This window comes from Yersinia sp. IP36721 (assembly GCF_003634395.1).
GTDB classification, from domain to species: domain Bacteria; phylum Pseudomonadota; class Gammaproteobacteria; order Enterobacterales; family Enterobacteriaceae; genus Yersinia; species Yersinia entomophaga.
Genome location: NZ_QCZL01000009.1, coordinates 18,652 through 37,232, shown reverse-complemented (window position 1 = coordinate 37,232; position 18,581 = coordinate 18,652). Strand labels below are relative to the sequence as shown.

The following is an 18,581-nucleotide window of genomic DNA, read 5'->3' as shown; positions in this document are numbered from 1 at the left end:
TTTAATCGGAAGTGACAGCCAACTTATTTGACTTAGGACAAGGAAATATTCTTTAGGTTTATTCCCTGTACAGTCGATCACAAATTTGAAATTTTTAGTGGATTTTTTGTCGAATCGCGAAAATGCTCTAGCAGAAAATCGACCCAAACCCGCACACGGGGAGGCAGATTTGCCGAAGCATAATACAGCCATAGCGGAACGGAGGCTGGCCAGTGTTTCTCCAATACCGGTTGTAAACGACCAGCAGAGAAATGGGCGGCAGTGTGCCACTTTGCCAGATAGGCAATACCCATATTCGCCAGAGTGGCATCCAGCATCATGGCGGGCTGAGAAACGATCAAACGTCCGGCGGGTTCAACGAATTTGACGCGGTGATCTTGTTGTAATTGCCATTTTACTACGCGGCCGGTTGCTGGATTGCGATGCAACAGCGCCTGATGCTGATATAAATCTTCTATGGTTTGCGGCGTTCCATTCTCGGCAAGATAATCGGGAGAGGCGGCCAGCACCATTTGCACCGGAGAGAACTCGCGGGCAATCAAGCGGCTGTCGGGATCGTTACGATTACCAATGGCCACATCAAACCCTTCCCCCACCAGGTTAACCACTCTGGCATCCAGCGAAATATCTAAATCGATTTGCGGATAACGGGCTAAAAAAGTCGGAATCAGCGGCATAAGCAGCTGGTGGGCAAATCCGGGGATCACGCTAATACGTACGGTGCCGCTGGGCTGCTGTTCCTGACTTTGGACACTTTCCAGCGCGGTGGATAATGCTTGCCACAGTGGCGCTACGCGGGCGAGCATCGCTTCGCCTTCATCGGTTAGTACTACGTTATGGGTATTGCGTTGAAACAGCCTGACGCCAAGTTTTGCTTCCAGTACGCGAACGTTTTTACTGATAGCCGCAGGCGTGACCCCTAGCTTGCGGGCTGCGGCGGAGAAATTATCGCTTTGAGCGGCGCTGAGAAAGGCGGGGAGTAAACGATGGAGATCCGAAGGCAGCGACATAATGGTTGATACCTTTAGTTTAAATTGATGTTGCCGATTACAGACTACACCAACATCGGGAGAAATGAAAAAATGACGTAATAAAACCGCAGAAGGAATCATTATGTCTCGTATTTTAGTATTAGCGGCACACCGTAATCCGGATGAGTCTCGTATCAACCGTCAGTTGATTGACGCTTTGCGTCCGCTGCCGAATGTCACCGTTCACGAGCTGATTCGTGCTTATCCAGATTTTAAGATTGATGTCGCTCGTGAGCAGGCGTTATTGGATGCGCACGATGTTGTGGTGATGATGTTTCCATTTTACTGGTACAGCTCGCCGGCGATTTTAAGCGAATGGCAGGATGCGGTATTAACTTACGGTTTCGCCTATGGCAGTGAGGGCACGCGGCTGCAAGGTAAACCGCTGAAATTGGTGGTTTCGACCGGTAGCCGAGCTCAGGATTATAGCGCTAATGGATACAATCGCTATCCGATTGAAAACCTATTGTTACCTTTCCACGCTACGGCCAATCTGACCGGGATGGATTTCCTGCCACCGTTTTTGATTCAGGGCACGAGCAATATAAGTGATGAAAAGTTGGTGATGAAAATCGAAGAAGCGGTGAAGGTCATAAAGGGGATGGAGTAGGGTTGGGTTGTTTGTAAGGAAGGGTTTTTGATTGTTTTTTAATCTCAGAATCAGCGCTGAGTTTTCCAAAGTCAAAATTGGATCAGGTTTCGCAAGCCGAATAGTTCGGTTTCTCCTCACTCGCCGTGGAGGCTTCCGAGCAGGGTTGGCCGTCGCCGCAACCCTGCACCCGCGTTTGGCGCGAAAACGGGGTTCTGCGAACGTCCCCTCGTGCACTCTTTGTCCGGCGAGCCAGTGCTAGATTGGCTTGCGGGCGTTATCAGGATGCCATCCCTCCTGTCGCTGCGGCTCAAGGTGCACTTTGAACCGCTGACGACCGTTCACTCTTGGCCTCATCCCAGCGCGGCCCACTTCCTGATTGCGTCTTAGTAAAATCAAAACCATTTTTTCTGAATCACAATTCGCCTTTTGCTTTGGATATCGCTTTTGGTCCAGATCTTGACTTGGACCTTTAAGAGCATATCTTGGCCGGCGTGATGAACGAGGTGTCCTGCGAAGCGGGTAGACAATGCAGGCAGACAATGTTGTGCGGAGGTGCGGATTGTTGAGGCTCGCGCCTATGAGCCTTAACTCGGTTGAGGCTGTGGAGGTGAAAAATTTACCAAGCGAATATCAACCGAAACCCGATCCGATTTCAGATTTGAACTGATTTTGACTTTAAAGCACATATTTCAGTGACCGAAGTTTGGAATTGGATCGGGTTTCCATTCAGAGAGTAACCAATAACACCTCAACCAAATGAATGCTCCGCAAGCTCCAAATCTCGGCGTGAATACTCTCGTACAATGTGACCTTTTTCCATCAGCGCGGCTCGTTCGGACATATGCGCTACTACGTCGTTGTCGTGGCTCACTAACAGGTAAGTCATGCCGTGTTCCCGTTTCAGCTTATTGAGCAGATTTAAAATCTCCGCCTGTACCGACATATCCAACGCGGAAGTGGGTTCATCCAATAGCAACAATTTAGGCCGTAACAGTAATGCGCGGGCGATGGCGATTCTCTGGCGTTGGCCGCCGGAGAACTGATGTGGGTAGCGATGCACCGCAGAGGCGGGCAATCCCACTTGCTCCAACGCTTCGCCGATGCGTTGCTGAATGTTCTTCTCGCCGTGAACTTTCAGCGGCTCCCCTAAAGTACGCTGGATACTGTGCTGCGGGTGCAGCGAAGCGTAGGGATCCTGAAACACCATCTGTACATCTTTACGTAACTGACCGGTAAAACGCTGGCTGGGGCGTAACGGTTGACCAAGCAAAGAAATCTCGCCCTGCCACTCGCGTTGCAAACCCGCCAACGTACGCAAAACCGTAGATTTTCCGCAGCCGGATGCGCCGATTAGGCTGAAAGTCTCGCCGGCTTCAACCTGAAAACTTACGGACTCTACGGCGGTTTTTACCTGATTCCCCTGCGGGAAACGGACCCGTAGCTGGCTAACTTCAATCAGTGCCATTCTGACCTCCGAACATATCCGCCTGACGATCCAACACTGGTAAATCAGTGCCGAAAGTGCTGGCATTTGGGCGACAGGCCCACAGCGTATGAGTATAGGGATGAGTGGAATAAGGCAAATCTGCCGCCAGACCTTGATCGACCAGCTTGCCCTGATACATCACCAACACGCGATCGCAATGCTCAGTGACCAAAGGCAAATCATGGCTGATTAGCAGCAGGCTCATGTTGCGCTGCTCGGTTTGCTCGACGATAAGCTCCAGAATCTGGTTGCGTAGTTTGGCATCTAGCGCAGAAGTTGGCTCATCGGCAATCAATACTCGCGGATTATTCACTAACGCGATGGCAAGCATTGCCCGTTGGCCCATCCCACCGGAAAGCTGAGCAGGATAGTGATGATAGTGGTCTTCAGTTAATCCCACCGATGCCAACGCATTCAGTACACGCTCATGGGTGTCTGCGCGGGTCAGGCTGTTATGTAACAGCAAGGATTCTTCAACCTGTTTGCCAATGGTTCGCACCGGATTTAATGCGTAACGCGGGTCCTGCAATACCATCGCAATATCATTCCCGCGTAGTTTGCTCCATCGACGTGGTTTTAACGTCAGCAAATTCTGTTGGATCGGATTCTGCGCATCCTCTGGATTTTCAGCGTAATAACACAACCGATCGGCGCTCACTTTGCCCGGCTGGCGCACTAATCCCATCAGAGAACGCGCGGTAATCGATTTACCGGAGCCGGATTCCCCTACCAGCGCCACGCGCTCGCGGCCAAGCTGGAAGGAGATTTTATCCACGACCCGCTGCTGGTGGAAATCAATGCTGAGGTTTTTCACCTCCAAACGCAGATCAGTCATGATGAGGGTCCAGTAAGTCTCGCAGGCCATCGCCTAACAGGTTGAAAGCCATGCTGCTGAGCAAAATCGCGCAGCCCGGAATGGCGGCAATCCACCATTGGTCGAATATCACCTGCATACCTTCGGCCACCATCGAACCCCATTCAGCCATCGGAGGACGAGCCCCCAGACCTAGGAACCCCAAACCTGCGGCTGCGAGGATAATTCCGGCCAGATCCAGCGCCAGTCGAACCACCGCCGAGGGCAGGCACATAGGTAAAATGTGTCCCCAAAGCAGACGTATGCCCTTGATACCCATCATTTCCGCTGCTGCCAGATAGTCACTTTTACGCAGTAGCTGAATCTCTGCCCGTGCCTGACGAGCGTAGGCTGGCCAGGTCGTCAGAGCCAGTGCCAATGCGCCATTCAGCAAACCGGGGCCAAGCATGGCGACAAAGGCAAAGGCCAAAATCAGACGTGGCATCGACATCACGACGTCAGTGATGCGCATTAAAACCTTCTCCAACCAGCCGCCGTGATAACCGGAAAGCACGCCGACTAACAATCCCAGCGGCAAAGTGATCACCGTGACTAAAAGCACTAAGCCCAGCGTTGGGCGCGTACCATAAATCACGCGCGACAGCATATCGCGACCGTAGCTGTCAGTACCTAACCAGTGGCCGGGTTCCGGTGGCAGCAACCGTTCGGCGGCGTTTTGCCAATTCGGGTTATGCGGTGCAAGCCAAGGAGCAAAAATGGCAATCAGCACTAACAGGGAGAGAATAAACAGCCCAATGCTGGCGGAAGGAGAGCTTTTCAGCGCACGAAAAAATTTCATTATCGACATATCAGCGCGATCTCGGATCTAACAGCTGAACCAGCAGGTCCGTCAGATTATTAATCAGAATAAAGCACATCCCCAGTAGCAGCGTGCCGCCCATAATCGCAGTGGTATCTCCGGCAAATAGCGCACTGGTGAGATAGCGCCCAATGCCCGGCCAGGCAAAGACCGTTTCTGTCAGCACTGCGCCTTCCAGCATGCCGGTGTACACGAGTGCGATGACGGTAAGCAGCGTGCCGCGAATATTCGGTAAGACGTGCATCAGCAGGATACGTATTTCGCCAGCGCCTTTGGCTCGCGCAAGGGTGACGTATTCTTTATTCAGCTCGCTCAGGCAGGCAGAGCGCGTCAGCCGGGTAATACTGGCCAGCGCATAGTAAGACAACAACGCCACCGGCAGAACCAAATGGGCTGCGGCATTAGCGAAAGCGCCGCTGTCGCCGGAACGCCAGGTATCAATCAGTGCGAAACCGGTTTTGGCTTCTACCGTGTATTGGTAAATATCATCCAGACGACCGGGGCCGGGGCTCCACTGTAGCTTGGCGTAAAACAGCAATAGCATCAGCAACCCTAGCCAAAAGATTGGTACTGAGTTGCCCAGCAGGGTGAAGAAACGAATGAGGGAATCGACTTTACTCCCGGCCCAGCGCGCGCAGATTAATCCCAGCAATACGCCGAGAGACGCCCCGATAATCAGTGATAACGTCGCTAACTCCAGCGTAGCGGGAAATGCGGTCAGTAAATCCTGCAATACCGGCTGCCCGCTGGAACTGGCAACGCCCAGACAGCCATGAGCCAGTTGGACCAGATAATGCCAAAACTGCACCGGCAGCGGTTGATCCAGTCCAAGCTGCTGCCTAACCTGTTGATAAGTCGCCTGACTGGCATGATCGCCGACGATTTGCAGCACGCGATCCACCGGCGACAGCGCTGACAACAGGAAAGTAATCAGCAACAGGCCGAATAGGGTCAGGGCGAGGCTGAAGATCCCTTTGATCAGCGCCCAAAAACGACGCCGGGGCAAGGCTCCCGGCGTATTATTTAAAGCTACGGACATGTGGCTATCTGCTCGCTTGTATTAAAAGTTATCCCAACCGGGTACGCGGGTACCTATTTGCTGACAAGGTCGTAATAAACCATATCGGCATTCAACCCTTGTTGATAGCCTTTCACATTATCCCGTAACACAATTTGCGTTTTGGCCTGATCGATAAAGATATAAGGCGAATTTTGCAGAAGTTCCTGCTGTAGCTTGGTATAAAGCTGGATGCGCTTGGCGGGGTCGGCTTCGGCAACGGCGGCAAGCGTTTGTTTATTCAACCCAGGAATTGCCCAACCGTTTAAACCGGCGACGGTGCTGCTTTTGCCATCGTTATAGGCAAAAGCGCTAGCGTTGGAATGAGCGTCAAAATAGTCTGGAATCCACAGGCGAATCGCAGACTGATGCTGTTTGGCGCGAACCCGGCCATAAACCTGACTACCGGCGGCTGGCAGCAGTACTAATTTAACGCCGCCCTGAGCGAAGCTGGCCTGTAAAGATTGGGCTATGGTGATAAACGGCGGTTTATTTTCCACATCCAGCGTCAGAGTCGCGTTTTTAATACCGGCTTTCTGTAGCAAGGCTTTGGCTTTGGCAGGATCGAAAGTAAACGGCGTTTCTTCCAGCGCACCCGGCAAACCGACCGGCAGGAAGCTTTGATGCACAAAATACTGTCCCTTCAGCAAATCTTTGGTAATGCCTTGGTAATCCACCAGATAGCGAGCTGCTTGCCAGAATTCTGGCTTGCTTAACATTGGGTTAGCTGGATTAGCGGTGTTAAAGACTAGATAGTTTTGTTCGGCCGACGGGATTTCGACCACTTTAACGCCAGCCTGAGTTTTCAGCGCGGCGGTCTGATCCGGCCCCAGTTCCCGAGCGATATCGGCATCGCCCTGTTGAATCAGGAGGCGGCGAGCGCTTGGATCGGGAACGTTCTTGATAATAATGTTTTTTATCAGCGGCTTATTGCCCGGCGAGGTTGGGTTGGCGTCTAACACAATGGCCTGATGAGGTTGGTAAACCCGCATTTTGAACGGGCCGCTGCCGGCAGAATGCATTTTCAGCCAGGCGTTACCGAAATCACCGTCTTTTTCATGGGGAGCCACCGCCACTTTATCCACGATAGAGGCAATAGGCGTGGACAGAATATTCAGCGCTACCGCTGGGCTGACATCGGCGCTCCAGCTTAGTTGTAGGGTATTGTTATCAACTTTCTTCAAATGCTTATCGATACTGTCCGGCTCCCAGCCGAGAACGTTCAGGATAAAGGCCGGTGAACGGTTCATTTTAACCGCGCGAGTAAAGGAATAAATAACATCGTCGGCGCGCACAGGATTACCGGAGGCAAAAGTTGCGGCGGGGCGCAGTTTTACCGTCAGGGTTTTATTGGCGGCGTCACCTTGCCAGCTTTCCGCCAAAACAGGGATCACTTTGGCCGGATTTTCCCGATCGGCCTGCATCAGGCGCTGATACAAACTTGGGACGGTCTGAATGCTGGATAATTCGTTACTTTCTGCGGGGTCGAGGCTGACAATATCATCCAGTGACTGGACCACCACCAAGGTATCCGGCGGTGTCGCGGCCTGAACGCTGGCAGACAAAGTTGCCGCAACCAGCAACGACAGAATTCTTGCTTTCATTAAAACACTCCCCGAATAGACAGATAGTCTCAGCCAGACAGAACGATGAGGTAAATAAATTATTTTTAAATTATTTAATCGCATCGCACGATAGAAGCTTTGCTGTCTGTGGGCAAAGTCTCAAGGGTTATTTCATATAACTATCTAGACTATAGACGGAGTTTCGGATCTATAAACCGATGTATTTATCGTCGGTGGACGTTAAATAACCCTGAAATCTTGATGTGTGTTAGCTTTCGAGAATCATGATTTGATTATAATGAAACAATATTTCACTATAATTCGAGTATCTAAAAAATGATTACTGGGAATATCCATCATCTCGATTTACTCCCTTATTTTCCCCAACCGTTGCGTGCTGCCATTGAATATGTAAAGCAGCATATCAACGCAGAAACTCCGCTGGGTAAGCATGATATTGATGGCAACAATCTGTTTGTACTGGTTTCCAACGACTGTACCGATTGGCAGGAAAATCGTCGGGCGGAATATCACGCTAAATATCTGGATATACAGATTGTTCTGGCGGGTCAGGAAGGTATGGCTTTTAGCAACCTCCCAGCGGGAGAAACGGAAACCGATTGGCTGGCCGATAAAGATATTGCTTTTTTACCGGTAGGAATAAGTGCACAAAATGAAAAAATGATCTTGATGCAGCCCAGTGATTTTATCGTGTTCTATCCGGGAGAAGTACATAAGCCGTTGTGCGCGGTGGGGGAAAAGGCACATGTAAGAAAGGCGGTGGTGAAGATGAACGCAAGTTTGTTGCTTTAGTCTGGTTGGGTGTTTGATAGGGGCGATTTATTTCAGTGGTGAATTGAGCCGTAGCCACTTCAATCTAATTAAAGCACCTTCTGGACGGGTTTTAATAATCCGCCGTCCTTGGCGGATTATGCTGAATAGCGTAAATACTTAATCCGCGGAGAGTGTTGCTACCATCACGGCTTTAATCGTATGTAACCGGTTTTCCGCCTGATCAAACACAATACTGTGTGCAGATTCGAACACTTCTTCGGTCACTTCCATACCTCCTGGCATAGTGTATTGCTCGGCTAATTGCTTGCCCAGTGTGGTTTGGTCATCATGGAAAGCCGGCAGACAGTGCAGGAATTTGACCTGCGGATTGCCGGTCAGCTTAACCACGTTCATATTGACCTGATAAGGCTTGAGCAAAGCAACTCGCTCGTTCCATACCTCCTTTGGCTCGCCCATGGAGACCCAGACATCGGTATAGAGGAAATCAGCGCCTTTCACGCCTTCGGCTATATCTTCAGTCAGAGTGATTTTTCCGCCGGTTTTCTGCGCCTGCGCCTGACAGGCCGCGACCAGTTTAGCATCCGGCCAGCAGGCTTTTGGTGCCACCAGCCGTAAATCCATTCCAACCAACGCAGCGGCTTCCAACATGGAGTTGCCCATATTGTTACGAGCATCACCCAAATAGGCGAAAGTCATTTCTTGCAGACTCTTTTTTGGCAAATGTTCCTGCATAGTCAGTAAATCAGCCAGCAATTGAGTCGGATGGAATTCGTCGGTTAAGCCATTCCATACCGGGACGCCGGCAAACTCAGCTAGCGTCTCAACGACCTGCTGCCCGAAACCACGATACTGAATACCGTCATACAACCGGCCTAACACCCGAGCTGTATCTTTAATTGATTCTTTATGCCCAATCTGGCTACCGCCAGGCCCGAGGTAAGTGACGCGAGCACCTTGGTCATATGCGGCAACTTCGAAAGAGCATCGGGTACGAGTTGAGTCTTTTTCGAAGATGAGCGCGATATTCTTACCTGCCAGTTTTTGTTTCTCTGTGCCTGATTTTTTTGCCTTTTTCAATTCTGCAGCCAAATCAAGCAGTGTGGTAATCTCGGCGGGGGTAAAATCCAGTAACCTCAAAAAGTGACGTTTGTAGAACTGACTCATAGCGCTCATCTCCATGCATTCCGAATAGTCTAATTGAATTTAAATTCAACTTATACGTATAAATATTCAATTGCAACTACAAAAGATAAATCTTTCTCGTTTATAGTGGAGGCATTGGCGGCGGTGTGGGAAAATAGGGCTATATAACGCCCATTGACTGAGGATAAAGGCATGGCAAACCGCGAAAAACTGGATGAGCAACGTGATGAGACCCGCCTGATCATCGAAGAATTACTGGAAGATGGCAGCGATCCTGACGCGCTGTACACCATTGAACACCATCTTTCTTCTGAAAAGTTTGAAGTGCTGGAGAAAGCGGCGGTTGAAGCTTTCAAACTGGGTTACGAAGTGACTGATGCAGAAGAGCTGGAAGTTGAAGATGGCTCCGTTGTGATGTGCTGTGATGTGATCAGTGAAGTGGCTTTAAACGCCGAACTGATTGATTCTCAGGTAGAACAGTTGGTTGCATTGGCTGAAAGCTGTGGCGTGAACTACGACGGTTGGGGAACTTATTATGAAGACCCGAACGGTGAAGATGACGAAGACGGCGAGTACGATGACGAAGAACTGATTGATGAAGATGACGACGGTAAACGTCATTAATCTGCCGCTTTGAGTTTTATCTAATAAACCCGCGCTGTTGATAGCGCGGGTTTTTTTATTCTATGAATAAGTGACTTAATTACATTAAATCGAGAGACTACAACATTTTCAACATAGTCACTTCGCAATCCACATGACCAGTCGCACCCATTGGCCCGTCGATGTGTTCGAAGCCTAATTTTTCATATAAGGCGACGGCGCTGGTCAGGCTGGCGGTTGTTTCCAGATAACAGCGGCTAAAATCATGCTGACGAGCAAATTCCAGCGCCTGTAATGCCAGTTGTTTCGCCAGACCTTTCCCACGTAGAACCGGCAAGAAATACATTTTTTGCAATTCGCAAACATCGGCTTCGCCACATGACAAAGGCGCTACGCCACCGCCACCGGCAATACGGCCATCGACCTCGATAACCCAATAAGCGCTACGTGGTTGGCTATATAGCTCATGCAAATGCTCCAGATTTGGATCGGAGACGGTATAACCTTTATCCGCCGTCAGGCCGAATTCGGCAGAAACATCGCGGATAACGTTGGCAATGGCAAGGTTGTCTTCTGCCACGATAGGACGAACCAGAAGTCGCAAGGGAGTGGCTGTGGTCATGGCATAGTTACTCAGCAAAAATAGGTGGAAAGGCGTGCTCTGAGGACAGGTGCCCAGCAGTGTGTACTGACCAGCGAGTCTGTAGTGCTCTGTAATACCATCGAATACCGCAGTAATGCAACTATGCCCTTCGTACTTGGCGCTGCAGGGGTGTTGGCTGCGTCCACTCACCCGAATCACTTACTGATGTAAGCTCATCGGGATTCGTTCACTGGCCGCCTACCTGCAACCCCAATTACTTGGGTATAAACGTTATATATTGGGCGCTGAAGGGGTGTTGGCTGCGTCCACTCACCCGAATCACTTACTGATGTAAGCTCATCGGGATTCGTTCACTGGCCGCCTACCTGCAACCCCAATTACTCGGGCATAAACGTTATATATTGGGCATAGAGATTTATAACGAATGGCATAGAAGTATTCGCTGTTTTCACTATAAAACTAAAGCCGCAGGGATGAGCTGCGGCTTCAGATTTTTGGGATATAAATATCCCGCAGTTCAAGCTGGGTGAAGCTCAGACTACTTTACAGCGCCGCGATAGTGGCCTGCTGCTCAATCAGTTTTACTTTCGCTTCGGCACAGGCAGCCAGTCTCTCACGCTCTTTAGCAACAACGGCTTCTGGCGCTCGTGCCACAAAACCTTCGTTACCCAGTTTGCTTTCGATACGCTCGATTTCAACATCAAGCTTGGCCACTTCTTTTGCCAGACGGTCCAGCTCTACGGCTTTGTCGATCAGACCGGCCATTGGAATCAGCACTTCTGCGCCTTCAACCAGCTTAGTCACGGACAATGGCCCTTTATCCCCTTCAGGTAACAGGGTGATAGAGGAAAGACGCGCCAACGACTGGATAAAGCTCTGGTTTTCCAGCACTCGGCGCTGAGCTTCAGCGCTGGCGCCGCGTAGCAACACTTCCAGTGGTTTACCCGGAGAAATATTCATTTCTGCACGAATATTACGCACCGCAATAATGGTCTGCTTGATCCATTCCAAATCGCTCAGGGCTTTTTCATCAACCTGGCTGGCGTCATATTCTGGGAAAGGTTGCAGCATAATGGTGTCTGCGGTAATGCCCTTCAGCGTTTTCACTCGTTGCCAGATGGTTTCCGTGATGTAAGGAATGATTGGATGCGCCAGACGCAGCAGAGCTTCCAGCACGTTAATTAGCGTGTTACGCGTGCCGCGCAGCTCCGCCTCAGAACCGTTGCTCATTACCGGTTTGGTCAGTTCCAGATACCAGTCGCAGAATTGGTTCCAGGTGAATTCATACAGAATACCCGCAGCCAAATCGAAACGATAAGTATCCATCGCTTCACGGTAGGCTTTCACCGTCTGGTTGAATTCAGCCAGAATCCAGCGGTCAGCCAGTGACAGCACCATTTCGCCGCCGTGTTGGCCGCAATCCTGATCTTCGGTGTTCATCAACACGAAGCGGCTAGCGTTCCACAGCTTGTTACAGAAGTTACGATAACCTTCCAGACGCTTCATATCCCAGTTAATGTCGCGACCGGTTGAGGCCAGCGCCGCCAGGGTGAAACGCAGGGCGTCGGTACCGTGCGGCTCAATGCCGTTCGGGAATTGTTTTTCGGTACGCTTGCGGATTTTCTCAGCCAACTGCGGCTGCATCATGTTACCGGTGCGTTTTTCCAGTAATTCTTCCAGCGAGATACCGTCAACCATATCCAATGGATCGATAACGTTACCTTTGGACTTGGACATTTTCTGCCCTTCGTCATCGCGGATCAAACCTGTCATGTAGACGGTTTTGAACGGTACCTGCGGCTTGCCGTTTTCATCTTTCATAAAGTGCATGGTCAGCATGATCATGCGGGCAATCCAGAAGAAAATAATGTCGAAGCCGCTGACGATAACGCTGGTCGGATGGAAGGTTTTCAGCGCATCGGTCTGCTCTGGCCAACCCAGAGTAGAGAAGGTCCACAGACCGGAGGAGAACCAGGTATCCAGTACGTCTTCGTCCTGACGCAGAGCAACGTCTGCACCCAGATTGTTCTCGCGACGCACTTCCGCTTCATCGCGGCCTACGTACACTTTGCCAGCTTCGTCGTACCAGGCTGGAATGCGGTGACCCCACCACAGCTGACGGGAAATACACCAGTCCTGAATGTCACGCATCCAAGAGTAGTACATGTTTTCATACTGCTTAGGTACGAACTGGATATCGCCGTTTTCAACCGCTTCAATCGCGACTTTCGCCAGCGGAGCAGTACGGACATACCATTGGTCGGTCAGCATTGGCTCGATAACCACGCCGCCACGGTCGCCGTAAGGAACGGTCAGATCGTGAGGTTTGATTTCTTCCAGCAGACCCAGTTTGTCGAACTCGGCAACGACGGCTTTACGAGCGGCAAAGCGCTCCATGCCTTGGAACGGTTCTGGAATCGCACCGCTGTATACATCGGTGACTTCACCGTTGGTGTCGAATACTTCGGCTTCGCTACGGATATCACCGTCGAAAGTTAGAATATTGATCATCGGCAGGGCGTGACGTTTACCGACTTCATAGTCATTAAAGTCATGGGCTGGGGTGATTTTCACACAGCCGGTGCCTTTTTCCATATCGGCGTGTTCATCGCCGAGGATCGGAATGCGACGACCTACCAGCGGCAGGATCACTTCTTTACCAATCAGATCCTTGTAGCGCGGATCTTCTGGGTTAACGGCGATGCCGGTATCACCAAACATGGTTTCCGGACGGGTCGTGGCAACAACCAGATAGTCTTTGCCTTCTGCGGTTTTCGCGCCGTCGGCCAGCGGGTAACGCAGGTGCCACATGGAACCTTTGGATTCGCGGTTTTCCACTTCCAGATCGGAGATCGCGGTGCGCAGTTTTGGATCCCAGTTCACCAGGCGTTTACCGCGGTAGATTAGATCTTCTTTGTGCAGACGGACGAACACTTCTTTGACCGCGTTGGACAGGCCATCGTCCATGGTGAAGCGCTCGCGCTCCCAATCCACGGAGTTGCCCAAACGGCGCATCTGACGAGTGATGGTGCCGCCTGATTCGCCTTTCCACTGCCAGATTTTGTCGATGAAGGCGTCGCGACCGTAATCGTGGCGAGTTTTGCCTTCTTCAGCAGCAATTTTGCGTTCTACAACCATCTGGGTCGCGATACCTGCGTGGTCAGTGCCGGCCTGCCACAGGGTATTTTTCCCCTGCATGCGCTGGTAGCGGATCAGCGTATCCATAATGGTTTGCTGGAAAGCATGACCCATATGCAGGCTGCCGGTTACGTTCGGCGGCGGGATCATGATGCAGTAGCTTTCTTTGCTGGTATCGCCGTTCGGCTTAAAGTAACCCTGCTTTTCCCAGTGTTCGTAGAGCGGTTGCTCAATCTCGTGCGGACTGTACGTCTTGTCGAGGGAGTTGTTTGTTTTTTCCATTTTATTTATTTGTTCAGTGAGTTGGCGGCGTTGCCGTGGTCAAATGGAAGCCGACGCTGCGATATGACTTATATCGGTCGCGCGCCAACTGTTTCAAAGTTTCTTCGTAAGGAACGAAGTCTATCACTTCATGGAAAGCGGTGGCAAAACCTGCGAACTCCGGTAGCAGGCTAATCAGCAGGTCGCGCGGTGAATTTCCACGTCTCTCCGGCCAGGCCAGCTCCACCGGTGCGCCGTACTTTGGCCCTTCGCCCGCTAAATTATGCGGAACAAATTGCTCCGGCGCTCGTTGCCACAGGGCCTCGTCAAGACGTTGAGCCTGTTCCTGACTTTCACATGCGATCAGCACCCGTTTGCCCGCCCGCCAGCGTTCAGCCGCCAGATCGCATGCCAGCGCCTCATGGGCTCGCAGCTCGCCGGAAGGTTGATCGTGATCGAGAAGATAGAAGGTTGCGTTTTTCATAGGCTCTCTACGACGTTAAGGGCACGAAGTGTGCCCTTAAGATAACTCGGTGTATACCCTTGTCTCTGAAGTAACAGGGGGATTCTCTGTTACTTCAATGAGTTCGGGTAGATATCAAACGATTAATCGTCGCCGTTCAGACCTGCGCGATTCAACAGGAACTGCGACAACATGGCAACCGGACGACCGGTAGCGCCTTTGTTTTTTCCTGAACGCCATGCGGTACCCGCAATATCCAGGTGAGCCCAAGTATATTTACGAGTAAAGCGCGACAGGAAGCAGCCCGCAGTGATAGCTCCGCCAGCGCGTCCGCCAATGTTCGCCATATCGGCAAAATTGGAGTCCAACTGTTCGTAGTACTCATCGCTTAGCGGCAAGCGCCACGCGCGGTCACCGGCTTGTTCTGAGGCGCCAATCAGCTCGTGAGCTAATGGATTATGGTTCGACATCAAACCGGTAATGTGGTGACCCAAAGCCACCACGCATGCGCCGGTCAGGGTGGCAATATCAATCACCAGCTCTGGTTCGAAGCGTTCAACGTAGGTCAGAGTATCACACAGTACTAAACGGCCTTCCGCATCGGTATTCAGCACTTCTACCGTCTGGCCGGACATAGTCGTTAACACGTCCCCCGGGCGATAAGCCTGCCCGCCCGGCATGTTTTCACAGCCCGCCAGCACGCCGATAACGTTCAGTGGCAATTGCAGCTCTGCCACTACGCGCATCACGCCATACACGGTGGCGGCGCCACACATGTCGTATTTCATTTCGTCCATGCCTTCGGCTGGCTTGATAGAAATACCACCGGAATCGAAGGTCAGCCCTTTGCCAACCAGCACAATTGGCTTAGCGTCAGCATTCGGATTACCTTTATATTCAATCACCGACATCAGGGATTCGTTCTTAGAACCTTGCCCCACGGCCAGATAGGAATGCATGCCCAGTTCTTTCATCTGTTGCTCACCGATAACGCGGGTGATGATGTTAGTGCTGAACGCATCGGCTAACTGACGAGCCTGAGAGGCCAGGTAAGCGGCGTTACAGATATTTGGCGGCATATTGCCCAGGTCTTTTGCCGCTTTGATACCGGAAGCCACAGCCAAACCGTGCTGAATTGCGCGCTCTCCGCTGGTCAGTTCGCGGCGGGTTGGCACGTTGAATACCATTTTACGCAGCGGACGGCGCGGCTCGACTTTATTGCTTTTGAGCTGATCGAAGGTGTAAAGGGTTTCTTTTGCCGTTTCTACCGCCTGACGTACTTTCCAGTAGGTATTACGGCCTTTGACGTGCAGTTCCGTCAGGAAGCAAACGGCTTCCATCGAACCGGTATCGTTAAGGGTATTGATGGTGTTTTGAATCACTTGCTTATATTGGCGTTCATCGAGCTCACGCTCTTTACCACAGCCAATTAACAGGATCCGCTCGGAGAGAATATTAGGCACATGGTGCAGCAGTAATGTCTGACCCACTTTGCCTTCAAGCTCACCGCGGCGCAACAAAGCGCTGATGTAGCCATCACTAATTTTGTCGAGTTGTTCGGCGATCGGGGATAGACGGCGAGGTTCAAAAACGCCGACTACAATACAGGCACTGCGCTGTTTTTCCGGGCTGCCGCTCTTTACACTGAACTCCATGCACTCTCCTGAATCTTAAAGACAAAGGCGGGAGCTACCGCTAGAATGTAGCGCTCCGCAACGATCTCTCTCCGTTGTGTTAACGACGTGTGTTAACCTGAACGGCATAAGTTGTTTTGTTTTGGCGACTATAAGCATGTTCCTATAGGACACCTAAACGCTAGATGCTGTAATACAATTTTAGCTGTGAAGGTTGCCATATGATGAGAATAAATGGCGGATTAGCGATGAAACTATCGATTTTCCTGCAAAAAGACAAGTTTTCACAGGCGTATTAGCGTGATCATCATTAGATATCTGGTACGGGAAACACTCAAAAGTCAAATTGCGATTCTATTCATCCTGCTACTGATCTTCTTCAGTCAGAAGTTAGTACGGGTATTAGGTGCCGCAGTTGACGGTGAGATTCCGACAAATTTGGTTTTATCCCTCCTTGGACTCGGCGTGCCGGAAATGGCGCAGCTTATTCTGCCGTTGAGCCTATTCCTCGGCCTGTTGATGACCTACGGCAAACTGTATACGGACAGCGAAATCACCGTTATGCACGCCTGTGGGTTAGGCAAACGGTCTTTGATTGCCGCCGCATTAATCTTATCGATGCTAACTTGTGGTCTGGCTGCGATTAACGCCATTTGGCTCGGGCCGTGGTCGTCAAAGCATCAGGATGAAGTCTTGAATGATGCTCGGGCAAACCCAAGCCTGGCAGCGCTGGTTGAAGGCCAGTTCCAATCCTCGCAGGATGGTAACGCGGTGCTGTTCGTCAGCAGAGTTAGCGGTAAAGAATTCCAGCGCGTGTTCCTCGCGCAGCTACGCCCAACTGGCAATCAGCGTCCATCCGTAGTGGTGGCCGACAGTGGCCACATGATGGAGCGCCCTGACGGTTCGCAGATGGTATTGCTGAATAAAGGTACTCGCTACGAAGGCACCGCGCTGCTGCGTGATTTCCGGATTACCGACTTTAATGATTATCAGGCGGTCATTGGCCATCAAACCGCTCAGCAGAACAATAATATTGCGGAACAGATGTCAATGAGCGCCCTGTGGCATTCTACCGATCCTGACGCGCGCGCCGAGTTCCACTGGCGGCTAACGCTGATTGTTTCCGTGGTTATCATGGCATTGCTGGTTGTTCCGCTCAGCGTTGTCAATCCACGGCAGGGGCGTGTGCTCAGTATGCTGCCGGCTATGTTGTTGTATCTGATTTTCTTCCTGCTGCAAAGCTCTCTGCGCTCCAATGCGGGTAAAGGAAAACTGGATCCGTTGATTTGGCTATGGGCAGTGAACTTCGCTTATCTGGCGCTCGCGCTGATCCTTAATGTGTGGGATAGCTTGCCAGCTCGTAAATTACGAGCGCGTTTGAGAGGGGCTGCCTGATGTTTGGCGTATTAGACCGTTATATCGGACGAACCATCCTCAACACCATCCTGATGACGCTATTTATGCTGGTGTCGCTATCGGGCATCATCAAGTTTGTCGATCAGCTGCGCAAAGTTGGGCAGGGGGAGTATTCGGCGGCTGCGGCGGGGATGTATACCTTGCTCAGCGTGCCTAAAGATATTGAAATCTTCTTCCCGATGGCGGCGTTACTTGGCGCTTTGCTCGGTCTGGGAACTTTGGCTACGCGCAGTGAACTGGTGGTTATGCAGGCTTCCGGTTTCACCCGTATGCAAATTGCCGCTGCGGTGATGAAAACCGCGATTCCGCTGGTATTGCTGACCATGGCAATCGGTGAGTGGGTTGCGCCGCAGGGTGAGCAAATGGCGCGTAACTATCGGGCGCAGATGATGTTTGGCGGTTCATTGCTCTCGACTAAAACCGGGCTATGGGCCAAAGACGGTTCGGACTTTATTTACATTCAGCGCGTTGTGGGCGAAAAAGAGCTGGCCGGTGTGAATATCTATCATTTTGATGATGCCGATCGCCTGCAATCCGTGCGCTATGCCGCAACGGCGACTTTTGAGGATAAAATCTGGAAGCTGTCGCAGGTGGATGAATCCAATCTGAGCGACCCGAAACAAATCACCGGTGCTCAAACGCTGACAGGGGAATGGAGAACCAACCTGACGCCAGACAAGCTGGGTGTGGTTGCCATGAGTCCAGATTCGCTCTCTATTAGTGGATTACATAATTACATCAAGTACCTGAAACAGAGTGGGCAAGAATCCAGCCGTTACCAGCTTAATATGTGGAGCAAAATTTTTGCGCCTATATCCGTAGCGGTAATGATGTTGATGGCCTTATCGTTCATATTTGGCCCGCTACGCAGCGTACCAATGGGGGTGCGAGTGGTCACTGGTATTTGCTTCGGCTTTATTTTTTACGTGCTGGATCAAATCTTCGGGCCGCTTAGCCTGGTTTACAAGATTCCTCCGGTGCTGGGTGCTTTGTTGCCGAGTATGCTTTTCCTGCTGATCAGCGTTTATATGCTGTTAAAACGTCGATAGCGGCGTTTTTTTCAACACTTGAACTAAAGGCAGTGTAATAACAGTTGCATGCGGATCACAGGTAAGTATAA

16 protein-coding genes are annotated in these 18,581 nt (G+C 51.1%); 5 read left to right on the top strand and 11 right to left on the bottom strand.

Going from position 1 to position 18,581, the window contains the following annotated elements:
- Window positions 1-77: 77 nt before the first annotated feature.
- Window positions 78-1,010 (bottom strand): LysR family transcriptional regulator, encoded by a 933-nt coding sequence (locus tag DBA33_RS09520; RefSeq protein ID WP_120806364.1) that lies wholly within the window; start codon window positions 1,008-1,010, stop codon window positions 78-80.
- A 103-nt stretch (window positions 1,011-1,113) separates the two neighbouring features.
- On the opposite strand from DBA33_RS09520, the gene DBA33_RS09515 reads away from it, so the two are divergent.
- The gene (locus DBA33_RS09515) at window positions 1,114-1,641 is read left to right on the top strand and encodes an NAD(P)H-dependent oxidoreductase (RefSeq protein ID WP_064516191.1); all 528 of its coding nucleotides are present in this window, start codon (window positions 1,114-1,116) and stop codon (window positions 1,639-1,641) included.
- Window positions 1,642-2,371: 730 nt separating this feature from the next.
- Here the strand turns inward: DBA33_RS09515 and DBA33_RS09510 are convergent.
- Genes DBA33_RS09510 through DBA33_RS09490 form a run of 5 tightly spaced genes read right to left on the bottom strand, consistent with a single transcriptional unit; the run spans window position 2,372 to window position 7,443 of the window.
- Window positions 2,372-3,088, bottom strand: coding sequence for an ABC transporter ATP-binding protein (locus DBA33_RS09510; RefSeq protein WP_064516193.1), 717 nt, complete (start codon window positions 3,086-3,088; stop codon window positions 2,372-2,374).
- Complete coding sequence (locus tag DBA33_RS09505) at window positions 3,075-3,944, bottom strand: ABC transporter ATP-binding protein (RefSeq protein WP_064516195.1); 870 nt, start codon at window positions 3,942-3,944, stop codon at window positions 3,075-3,077. Before DBA33_RS09505 ends, DBA33_RS09510 begins: the two co-directional genes overlap by 14 nt.
- On the bottom strand, window positions 3,937-4,770 hold the full coding sequence (locus DBA33_RS09500) for an ABC transporter permease (RefSeq protein WP_064516197.1): 834 nt from the start codon (window positions 4,768-4,770) through the stop codon (window positions 3,937-3,939). The genes DBA33_RS09505 and DBA33_RS09500 overlap by 8 nt, the downstream gene beginning before the upstream one ends.
- Window position 4,771: 1 nt before the next feature.
- On the bottom strand, window positions 4,772-5,821 hold the full coding sequence (locus tag DBA33_RS09495; RefSeq protein WP_064516199.1) for an ABC transporter permease: 1,050 nt from the start codon (window positions 5,819-5,821) through the stop codon (window positions 4,772-4,774).
- 53 nt (window positions 5,822-5,874) lie between these two features.
- The gene (locus DBA33_RS09490; protein WP_120806330.1) at window positions 5,875-7,443 is read right to left on the bottom strand and encodes an ABC transporter substrate-binding protein; all 1,569 of its coding nucleotides are present in this window, start codon (window positions 7,441-7,443) and stop codon (window positions 5,875-5,877) included.
- Between the two features lie 297 nt (window positions 7,444-7,740).
- Between DBA33_RS09490 and DBA33_RS09485 the strand changes: the two genes are divergently transcribed.
- Window positions 7,741-8,217: a YhcH/YjgK/YiaL family protein gene (locus DBA33_RS09485; RefSeq protein ID WP_064516204.1), complete on the top strand. Its 477-nt coding sequence runs from the start codon at window positions 7,741-7,743 to the stop codon at window positions 8,215-8,217.
- A gap of 138 nt (window positions 8,218-8,355) precedes the next feature.
- On the opposite strand, the gene argF is transcribed toward DBA33_RS09485, so the two are convergent.
- On the bottom strand, window positions 8,356-9,363 hold the full coding sequence (gene argF / locus DBA33_RS09480) for an ornithine carbamoyltransferase (RefSeq protein ID WP_120806328.1): 1,008 nt from the start codon (window positions 9,361-9,363) through the stop codon (window positions 8,356-8,358).
- Window positions 9,364-9,534: 171 nt separating this feature from the next.
- Between argF and rraB the strand changes: the two genes are divergently transcribed.
- Window positions 9,535-9,966: a ribonuclease E inhibitor RraB gene (gene rraB / locus DBA33_RS09475; protein ID WP_049599537.1), complete on the top strand. Its 432-nt coding sequence runs from the start codon at window positions 9,535-9,537 to the stop codon at window positions 9,964-9,966.
- A 97-nt stretch (window positions 9,967-10,063) separates the two neighbouring features.
- Here rraB and DBA33_RS09470 read toward each other — a convergent pair whose 3' ends face one another.
- The 4 genes from DBA33_RS09470 to pepA all read right to left on the bottom strand — a co-directional run bounded on the left by DBA33_RS09470 (window position 10,064) and on the right by pepA (window position 16,066).
- Entirely contained in the window at window positions 10,064-10,567 is a 504-nt protein-coding gene (locus DBA33_RS09470; protein WP_064516208.1) for a GNAT family N-acetyltransferase, read from the bottom strand.
- 525 nt (window positions 10,568-11,092) lie between these two features.
- On the bottom strand, window positions 11,093-13,969 hold the full coding sequence (locus DBA33_RS09465) for a valine--tRNA ligase (RefSeq protein WP_064516210.1): 2,877 nt from the start codon (window positions 13,967-13,969) through the stop codon (window positions 11,093-11,095).
- 13 nt (window positions 13,970-13,982) lie between these two features.
- Window positions 13,983-14,432 carry a DNA polymerase III subunit chi gene (locus DBA33_RS09460; protein WP_064516212.1) on the bottom strand — a complete coding sequence of 150 codons (450 nt, stop codon included), beginning with the start codon at window positions 14,430-14,432 and terminating at the stop codon, window positions 13,983-13,985.
- 122 nt (window positions 14,433-14,554) lie between these two features.
- Window positions 14,555-16,066, bottom strand: coding sequence for a leucyl aminopeptidase (gene pepA / locus DBA33_RS09455; RefSeq protein WP_049599547.1), 1,512 nt, complete (start codon window positions 16,064-16,066; stop codon window positions 14,555-14,557).
- Window positions 16,067-16,345: 279 nt separating this feature from the next.
- Here pepA and lptF point away from each other — a divergent pair, with 279 nt between their 5' ends.
- Complete coding sequence (lptF, locus tag DBA33_RS09450) at window positions 16,346-17,440, top strand: LPS export ABC transporter permease LptF (RefSeq protein WP_064516214.1); 1,095 nt, start codon at window positions 16,346-16,348, stop codon at window positions 17,438-17,440.
- Entirely contained in the window at window positions 17,440-18,510 is a 1,071-nt protein-coding gene (lptG, locus tag DBA33_RS09445; RefSeq protein ID WP_064516216.1) for an LPS export ABC transporter permease LptG, read from the top strand. The genes lptF and lptG overlap by 1 nt, the downstream gene beginning before the upstream one ends.
- The last annotated feature ends 71 nt before the right edge of the window (window positions 18,511-18,581 follow it).

Coding starts and splice junctions, on each gene's coding strand:
- DBA33_RS09515 (WP_064516191.1), top strand. CDS start 1,114: ATGTCTCGTATTTTAGTATTAGCGGCACACCGTAATCCGGATGAGTCT.
- pepA (WP_049599547.1), bottom strand. CDS start 16,066: ATGGAGTTCAGTGTAAAGAGCGGCAGCCCGGAAAAACAGCGCAGTGCC.
- DBA33_RS09460 (WP_064516212.1), bottom strand. CDS start 14,432: ATGAAAAACGCAACCTTCTATCTTCTCGATCACGATCAACCTTCCGGC.
- DBA33_RS09495 (WP_064516199.1), bottom strand. CDS start 5,821: ATGTCCGTAGCTTTAAATAATACGCCGGGAGCCTTGCCCCGGCGTCGT.
- DBA33_RS09505 (WP_064516195.1), bottom strand. CDS start 3,944: ATGACTGATCTGCGTTTGGAGGTGAAAAACCTCAGCATTGATTTCCAC.
- DBA33_RS09490 (WP_120806330.1), bottom strand. CDS start 7,443: ATGAAAGCAAGAATTCTGTCGTTGCTGGTTGCGGCAACTTTGTCTGCC.
- DBA33_RS09470 (WP_064516208.1), bottom strand. CDS start 10,567: ATGACCACAGCCACTCCCTTGCGACTTCTGGTTCGTCCTATCGTGGCA.
- argF (WP_120806328.1), bottom strand. CDS start 9,363: ATGAGTCAGTTCTACAAACGTCACTTTTTGAGGTTACTGGATTTTACC.
- DBA33_RS09485 (WP_064516204.1), top strand. CDS start 7,741: ATGATTACTGGGAATATCCATCATCTCGATTTACTCCCTTATTTTCCC.
- rraB (WP_049599537.1), top strand. CDS start 9,535: ATGGCAAACCGCGAAAAACTGGATGAGCAACGTGATGAGACCCGCCTG.
- DBA33_RS09465 (WP_064516210.1), bottom strand. CDS start 13,969: ATGGAAAAAACAAACAACTCCCTCGACAAGACGTACAGTCCGCACGAG.
- lptG (WP_064516216.1), top strand. CDS start 17,440: ATGTTTGGCGTATTAGACCGTTATATCGGACGAACCATCCTCAACACC.
- DBA33_RS09520 (WP_120806364.1), bottom strand. CDS start 1,010: ATGTCGCTGCCTTCGGATCTCCATCGTTTACTCCCCGCCTTTCTCAGC.
- DBA33_RS09510 (WP_064516193.1), bottom strand. CDS start 3,088: ATGGCACTGATTGAAGTTAGCCAGCTACGGGTCCGTTTCCCGCAGGGG.
- DBA33_RS09500 (WP_064516197.1), bottom strand. CDS start 4,770: ATGTCGATAATGAAATTTTTTCGTGCGCTGAAAAGCTCTCCTTCCGCC.